At 59.9% G+C, this 6,838-nt stretch carries 10 protein-coding genes; 2 read left to right on the top strand and 8 right to left on the bottom strand.

Annotation, left to right across the window (positions count from 1 at the left end; translation table 11 throughout):
- The first annotated feature begins 126 nt into the window (after nt 1–126).
- The gene (locus tag HOP58_RS20125; RefSeq protein WP_234261345.1) at nt 127–600 is read left to right on the top strand and encodes an AI-2E family transporter; all 474 of its coding nucleotides are present in this window, start codon (nt 127–129) and stop codon (nt 598–600) included.
- Here HOP58_RS20125 and HOP58_RS20120 read toward each other — a convergent pair.
- The 8 genes from HOP58_RS20120 to HOP58_RS20080 form a co-directional block, all read right to left on the bottom strand.
- A complete protein-coding gene (locus HOP58_RS20120) occupies nt 579–1,028 on the bottom strand; it encodes a hypothetical protein (protein WP_234238352.1) in 450 nt (149 codons plus the stop codon). The two genes, HOP58_RS20125 and HOP58_RS20120, sit on opposite strands and share 22 nt — an antisense overlap.
- Nucleotides 1,029–1,055: 27 nt before the next feature.
- Nucleotides 1,056–1,424 (bottom strand): cation transporter, encoded by a 369-nt coding sequence (locus tag HOP58_RS20115; RefSeq protein ID WP_191224382.1) that lies wholly within the window; start codon nt 1,422–1,424, stop codon nt 1,056–1,058.
- Nucleotides 1,425–1,561: 137 nt separating this feature from the next.
- Complete coding sequence (locus HOP58_RS20110; protein WP_191224381.1) at nt 1,562–2,302, bottom strand: ferric reductase-like transmembrane domain-containing protein; 741 nt, start codon at nt 2,300–2,302, stop codon at nt 1,562–1,564.
- Nucleotides 2,303–2,400: 98 nt separating this feature from the next.
- Entirely contained in the window at nt 2,401–3,270 is an 870-nt protein-coding gene (locus HOP58_RS20105) for a hypothetical protein (RefSeq protein WP_103970521.1), read from the bottom strand.
- Nucleotides 3,271–3,342: 72 nt separating this feature from the next.
- Nucleotides 3,343–4,980 (bottom strand): multicopper oxidase family protein, encoded by a 1,638-nt coding sequence (locus HOP58_RS23090; protein ID WP_267963531.1) that lies wholly within the window; start codon nt 4,978–4,980, stop codon nt 3,343–3,345.
- Nucleotides 4,981–5,051: 71 nt separating this feature from the next.
- Entirely contained in the window at nt 5,052–5,384 is a 333-nt protein-coding gene (locus HOP58_RS20090) for a hypothetical protein (RefSeq protein ID WP_234238355.1), read from the bottom strand.
- Nucleotides 5,385–5,675: 291 nt separating this feature from the next.
- Nucleotides 5,676–5,891, bottom strand: a complete 216-nt coding sequence (locus tag HOP58_RS20085; protein ID WP_234261344.1) for a hypothetical protein — start codon at nt 5,889–5,891, stop codon at nt 5,676–5,678.
- A gap of 146 nt (nt 5,892–6,037) precedes the next feature.
- Nucleotides 6,038–6,427 carry a hypothetical protein gene (locus HOP58_RS20080; protein WP_234238356.1) on the bottom strand — a complete coding sequence of 130 codons (390 nt, stop codon included), beginning with the start codon at nt 6,425–6,427 and terminating at the stop codon, nt 6,038–6,040.
- A 21-nt stretch (nt 6,428–6,448) separates the two neighbouring features.
- On the opposite strand from HOP58_RS20080, the gene HOP58_RS20075 reads away from it, so the two are divergent.
- Nucleotides 6,449–6,808 (top strand): cytochrome c, encoded by a 360-nt coding sequence (locus HOP58_RS20075; protein WP_234261343.1) that lies wholly within the window; start codon nt 6,449–6,451, stop codon nt 6,806–6,808.
- The last annotated feature ends 30 nt before the right edge of the window (nt 6,809–6,838 follow it).

Genomic DNA, 6,838 nt, shown 5'->3' with positions numbered 1-6,838 from the left:
AAGGACAAGCGCAAGGCCGGCACACCTTCAACAACCATGAAATAACCCAGCGGGCCTAGGGGGTCACTTTTATTTCGGCGTTCTACGCCCAAAGGGGGTCACTTTTCAGTCGGCGTTGACAGCTATATGCTCGTCCGCTCCGTAGTCAGCTTCTTGACAGGCATTTTGACCTGGCTATTCGCATTGCTGACAGGTCTCGATCTCGCCATCGCCTGGGGAATTTTGGCCTTTGCGTTGAACTACATTCCTTTCCTGGGTTCCATTCTAGCCGTTTTCCCACCAGTAATTTTTGCCGTTGTCCAGTTCGATAGCTGGCAAGATCCGGCTCTGATTCTTCTCGGTATGACATTGATACAGTTTTCGATTGGCAACCTCCTGGATCCCAAACTCGAAGGTCATGCGCTGGCCATTTCACCAATTTCCGTCGTATTTTCCATTTTTTTCTGGGGAATGCTTTGGGGCATACCCGGGGCTTTTATGGGCGTCCCCTTACTGATCGCCATCGTCACGATTTGTCATCATTTTCATGACACCTGCTGGATAACGCGAATGTTGACTCCAGGTGGACGAAAAACCCCTCACTCAAGCACATGGCGATGATGAAATTCCATCTCTGTGGCGGGCTCTCCACTTCGTTTTATCCGCAACTGAAGATGGTACCCCCCCTCTTCTGGAAAACTGAAGAAATTTCCATAAGTAATCGTATCGGCGATAGACATGGGCTCCAGCGACCGATACGTTCCAGCATGACCTTCATGCCGTATGCGTGCAGCAACTTCAGCGTCCTCGATTCGCTGGCCGGATTCCTCATCTACTACAGTAACGATGAGGTGTTGCTCCCGGGTCGTGATACCCTCACGCCCCTGATGAATGACTCGATGCTCCCTTATCATCTCTGCTGGCAGAATACCAATATATACGGTCATGCCATCAGCCGACTGGGAGTATCTATCATCGGCTGACAATGACCCAGTACTCCATAATGTCAAGCAGGCAATAAGAAGCAGAGACTTTCTAAAATAATTCATGGCCTTTCTCCCAAAAAAATGCTTCGCCTATTTTCTCTTCCCACTACCATGCGTTTTTTGGTGGCAACTCCAAGGCTCATGAGTTGCATTATCCTTTACGTTCTGATCGACAAAACGGTAGTGTTCTTCCTTCAACCTCGTCCACCAATCATGGCTTACCTCGACTGCATGCTTCCTCAGTATATCCTCCACACAGTCGAGGCATATTCGCGTTGCATCATAAGCAAGGTCGAGCCGACTTTTCCTTGAGTCATACGATACACTCTCCAGCCCATAAAGCTGATCGATGTCGGCGATTGCCGCCTGAATCGCCGCCTCATCACAGGGCACCAGCTTCAGATGCCGGGTTACCAGATTGATCTCGGACACACCCAAGCGGCGATCTTTATCGCTCATATCAATTACCTTATTCTTCAAGAGTATCGTGCTAGCGCATCAGTCCTTTAAGTATTGCTCGGACTGGAGCCACTCACATTGATATGGATCAAGTTTGATCTCACCTTAAAAAAACAGCCAGACATGACGTTATTACTTTATGCACCTCTTCGCTTTCTTTGAAAGAAAATTTTCAACGTAGCTGCCGATTGCAAGATCAAGACGCTTCCGATAAGAGCAAGGAACCAGAATCGAAACCAGTTTGGATCCGGAACCCCACGCTGAAAAACCAGATTCCTGAGGCTCAGCTCATAGTGCAAGAAGAGGAAGTAGCTTGCATGAAGGGCTACAAGATAGAAAATTACGTAAGCGTAATTCTGAAGGTGCTTCCATGTTGAGCTGCCCAGGAAGCGCATGGCCTTGTCGGACGATATGGCGAACAGCACGAGCCCAAGGAAGAGAGCGATCAGACCGATCATGTTGGCAAGCCCGAAGCCCGGGTCAACGAGAACTGGGTCCGAAAGCCCCACTACCGGCAAGTCCTGATAGCCTAAAAAACCGCGGATCGACCAGCGTGCCCAGCCATCCCACACCAGGAAACCGTGTACCAAGGCAAAAATGGCAAACCAGATTCCAAAAGCTCGCCGCCAATTGACGAGATAACCTAGTCTCCGGGGCCACAGCCTTGCCAGCGGACCTATCGCCATGACGACAACCAATAGAATGAAGGCGGCATCACCGAAGGCCCGCCAAGTGCGCATTTCCGCGTCCCACTCCATACGGCTCAACCAGAATAGCCCGGCTGCCGCGGCACCGGTCAGGGCGACAGCGAAGTGCTTGCCAAAGTGCCAGCTCTTTGTCTGCTCCTTGGTTTTTGTTGGTGATGCCCCTTCATCCATGATCCCACTAGCCTGTGCTCTATGCTCCATCTCCAACCCTCTCTCCTCTTTATCCTGACGTCTCGACTTCGCCGGGCTAAGCGCGCTGATAAATGGCGTCAGTCGAGGCGTACCCAGTCGCGACCGCCGTTGTCGCTCTGCAGCAGCCGCCCTTCGTCATCGGCTGCCACCAGGCGCTCAGGGTTGCTGGGATCCACCGCCAGGTGCAGGAGATAACGCTCTCCCCAACCACGCTTCACGACTTCCCACTCGCGGTTGGCCTCTTCGGCCATCAACAGACCGCTATCCAGCATGAAGGCATAGAGCCGCCCATCATGGGCCACCACCAGACTTACGGGACGGCGCTCGGGGTGAATGGGACGCCAGCGCTGGCCGCCATTGGGGCTCATCAGCAATCCGCCCTGGGTGGCAGCAAAAAGATGCTCGGGGTCACGGCTGGAAGCCGCCAGAGCGATCAGGCCGTCGGGAGCTCGTCCCTGGATCTCCCATTGATGCCCCCCGTCATGGCTGACCTGCAGCCAGCCAGCGTAAGCGCCGTAGAGCACATTCGGGTCGGCCTCACTGACGGTAAGTTGATGAAAATCCACCGGGCCATCGACACCTGGCGAACGCTGCTCCCAGCGCTTGCCGCCATCGGTGGAAACCACCAGGCCAAGGTTACCGCCTCGGGCCGGGTGGCCGCTGGCAAAGAACGTTTCGGCGTCGGCAGGGTGCGGCGTGAAGCCCATGAAGTCATGGGTCTCCTCCGAAATCCGGCGCGCCATTCGGTCGGCACCAACGGCGTAGAAGCCATGGTGGGTAGCCAGCCAGAGGCGATCGCTGTCCGAGCGGTCGAAGGCCAGGCCGTGTATATGGGTTTGCTGGCGCAGCTGCTCCAGGCTGATACCCTTCTCTTCGCGTGAGCAGCCCGCCAACAGCAGGGTCGCCAACGCAGTCAGCAGCAGAAAGGCGCTTTGGAAATAGCGCATCGTGAAATCTCTCTCATCATGATTGGACCCGGAGCCGCCCGGCGGCCCCGGATTGAAGAAGCAGCGGCGATCTCAGCTCACGCGGATCGTCGCCATCATGCCGACCTCCTCGTGCTCGATGATGTGGCAATGGAACAGCCAGTCGCCGGGTTCACGGAACACCATTCGCAGCTTCAGACGCTGATAAGGCGCCAGATTGACGGTGTCTTTCCAGGCCAGCCAAGGCGCTTGCTGCCATTCGCCTTCGGCATCGCGGGTGGCGATCACCTGGAAATGGGTACCGTGCACATGGAAAGGATGATCCATGTGGGAGTTGTTGAAGACCTCCCACTCCTCCACCTCGCCCACCTTGCCTTCGAACAGAATCTCATCCATGGCGAAGGCACGACCGTTGATCAGGAAATCCACCTCGGGGCGCTCGGCCGCTGCGTCCATGGCATGATCAGCCCCATGGCCAGGGCCGTGGGTACCATGATGACTGCCGCTGCCATGACCGGCATGCGGATCGCCGTGGCCGGCACCGTGATCGTCATGGCCGACATGCGGGTCGCCGTGGCCGGCACCGTGATCGTCATGGCCCGGCATCACTTCGGTCAGTTCCACCCGGCGTTGCACTGCCGGTTCACCCAACGGCTCGACACGGCCCAGGCGCTCGGGCAGTGCGATGGGAGCTTGAACCGCCGAGTCGAGCGTGTGAATCGCCAGCAGCGGTGCCACGTCGTCCAGATGGGGCGGCCTGTCTCCCATCCAGCCACGCTCGTAGGGGTGGCTGGCCAATTGGAAGTGTCCCTCGGCCCGCTCGCTGACCCGCACCAGCAGGTCGGCCCGCTCGCCCGGAGTGAGCAGCAGTTCCTCCAGCGGCTGCGGCCGCTCGATCGGCCCGCCGTCGGTGCCGATCAGGATCAACTCGTGATCATCCAGACGCAGGCGCAGATAGCGTCCGGCACAGGCATTGATCAGCCGCAGGCGCAAGGTAGAGCCCGGCGCCACATCGAGCCGCGGTTCGCGCTGGCCGTTGACCAGCAGCAGCTCGCCCTCGCGGCCGTTCATCCAGTCCTCAGCGGTATGGGGCGCGACCTCGCCATTCGCCCTCAGGCGCAGGTCGCTGATCACCAGCAGGTGCTCCTCGACCCCGGCAGGCAGTGCATCCTCGGCGGGGCGAACCAGCAGCGCTCCCGCCAGGCCATGCGCCACCTGCCTGGCCGTGCCCTCGTGAGGGTGGGGGTGGAACCAGTGCAGGCCCGCACTCCCGCTGGGGAAGACGTAGCGGTACTGGCGCGACTCACCCGGCGCCACGGCGTCCCAGGGAGCGCCATCGTGCGCCTGCGGTACCGGCACGCCGTGCCAGTGCAAGGTGGTCTCCTGCTCCAGCTCGTTGATCAGGGTGATATCCAGCTCATCGCCCTCTCTCACCTCGATCAGTGGCGCCACTTTGCCGTTGTAGAGCCATAGCCTGGCCTCGAGCTCATCGCTCAGGGGCACACTGTGGGGGGCCGGGGTCAGCACGCTGCGAAAGCGGCCGGCGGATTCGCTCAGGTTGACGATACGCGGCAGCGGCTGTAGCGGCTGGCCGCCCTTCGGCAAGGCGGCCAGGCTGGCAGGCGGCACCCCATGGGGGTGCTGGCGAGACAGGGCGTAACCCATGGTGCCAGCCGTCGACAGCAACAGCGCGCCCAGCGCCGAGTAGCCCAAGAATTCACGACGTTTCATTGACTTGTCCTCGAGACATGTACGCTCTCACCGCGAATCGATCGTCCGCGGCGCCATCAGGGAAAAGAGGTTCAGACCCGAGGAGGGCGTTCGATGGGATCCGGCGGTCCAAAAGGCCCGTCGGGAACGGCATCGAACGAGATCAATGAAGACGCCAAGGCGCGACCGTCCGACGACATCACGACGGTTCCGCACTGCAGGCAGGGTAGGCAGCAGGGAGACGCTGCGGAGGAATGCGGCTCATCCGGATCGGTCATTTCCCAGGCCAGCGGCTGCTCCTGGGCTACCAGGCTATCCAGGCAGGAAGCATCGCCATGGTGCCCACCGGCAACCACGGGTGGCACGATGACCAACATCAGAGCCAGCGACAGGCTCAGTAGCCAGTGCCAGGAGAATCGACGCATGGAGGTAGGGACGTATGAGCCAGTGGTAACCGGAGTATTTCATGCTCGGGAGAGGGGGAGCAACCTGGGTCCTGCCCATACCTTGCCTGAAAGATTCTTACGTTCGGGGTGGTCGGCTGACCGAGATCAGGAAATGGTGACTTTTCGCGGCTTGCGAGCCGGCGGCGCTTGTCTGCCTTTCTTCACATCGCGATGATGAACGGGTAGCTCTTCATCGGATACCAGCCGCTCATGCGCAGAATACTGCTTGTCCTGGTCAGCCTGTGCCTGGTCCTGTCACTGTCGGCAGGCTCAACGGCACTTGCCAGCGTGGACGCTGTGCGCGATGCCGCCCATGGCCAGCATGAGGCAGCCCGAGACGAGCACCCCGCCTGCGGCCAGACGGCCCACACCGATGTGACCGAGTGCCAGGTCAGCTGCCTGAGCAGCAGCCACTGCATGAGTGGGGCCATGCCGCTCGCTGCGACCCTGAGTTCGCCTGCCCTGGCGACGCGGCCCCCTTGCCATACCGGGGTCCGGCCCACTCCTCCCTGCTTCATGGATGAGCGACCTCCCAGAACCGCCTGATTTGCCGCTAACGACCCGGCGCGCCAGCGCCATTGACCTCGTATGCTGTCTATCAGGAGCCCACCATGGCGACCCTTCTCACCTATTCAGCCCCCTTGCTGTCGGGCAAGCCCGCCATGCCAGGAACAACCGCCCGAGCCGCCGTCCTCATGGCCGGCATGCTGCTGGCCGGCACACAGGCAACGCAGAGTTTCGCGCATGACGAGCCGGCACATACGCATGTCGCTCCGACGAGTGTGAGCCATGCGGCACATGACCATGACCATGACCATGACCATGACCATGACCAACAGGAGCATGGAAGTAAGGCGACCCACGATCACGGTCATCAGCAAGATCACGGCCACGACCACCAGGGTCACGACCACGCAGGCAGCGCGGAGAAGCACGACCCTGCTCATCGCACCCACGATGCCGAGCACGTGGAAGCGGCTCATGATGCGCACGATTATGACCACGCACATGACCACGCGCATGAGCATGCTCACGATCGGGCCATGCCGGAGGCATGGGCAGCCCGTGAGAACCCCCTGCCGCTGAGCGCCGAAGCCCTTGCCCGCGGTGAGCAGGTTTACCAGCAGTACTGCTACGCCTGCCATGGCCCGCTGGGCCAAGGCGATGGCCTGGCGCCCGCCGTCGCCTACTTCGATCCCAGCCCCACCAACCTGGCGCTGCACGGGCCGGCCCATGGCGCCGCGGAATATGCCTGGATCATCAGCGAGGGCAATGCCGAGAGCGCCATGCCGCGCTTCGACACCAAGCTGAGCGAGAAGGAAATCTGGTCCGTGGTGCACTACATTCGCCATGGCCTGACGCAAGCGCCGGACGAGCAGTACGCCCAGGCTCACCAGCACTGAAAACGAATCGGGCGCCCAAGGGCGCCCGAT

Source organism: Halomonas sp. MCCC 1A11062, from assembly GCF_021404355.1.
In the GTDB taxonomy this organism is placed as follows: domain Bacteria; phylum Pseudomonadota; class Gammaproteobacteria; order Pseudomonadales; family Halomonadaceae; genus Halomonas; species Halomonas aerodenitrificans.
Note: the sequence above shows the minus strand (reverse complement) of the source record. Positions and strands in the feature narration are given on the sequence as shown.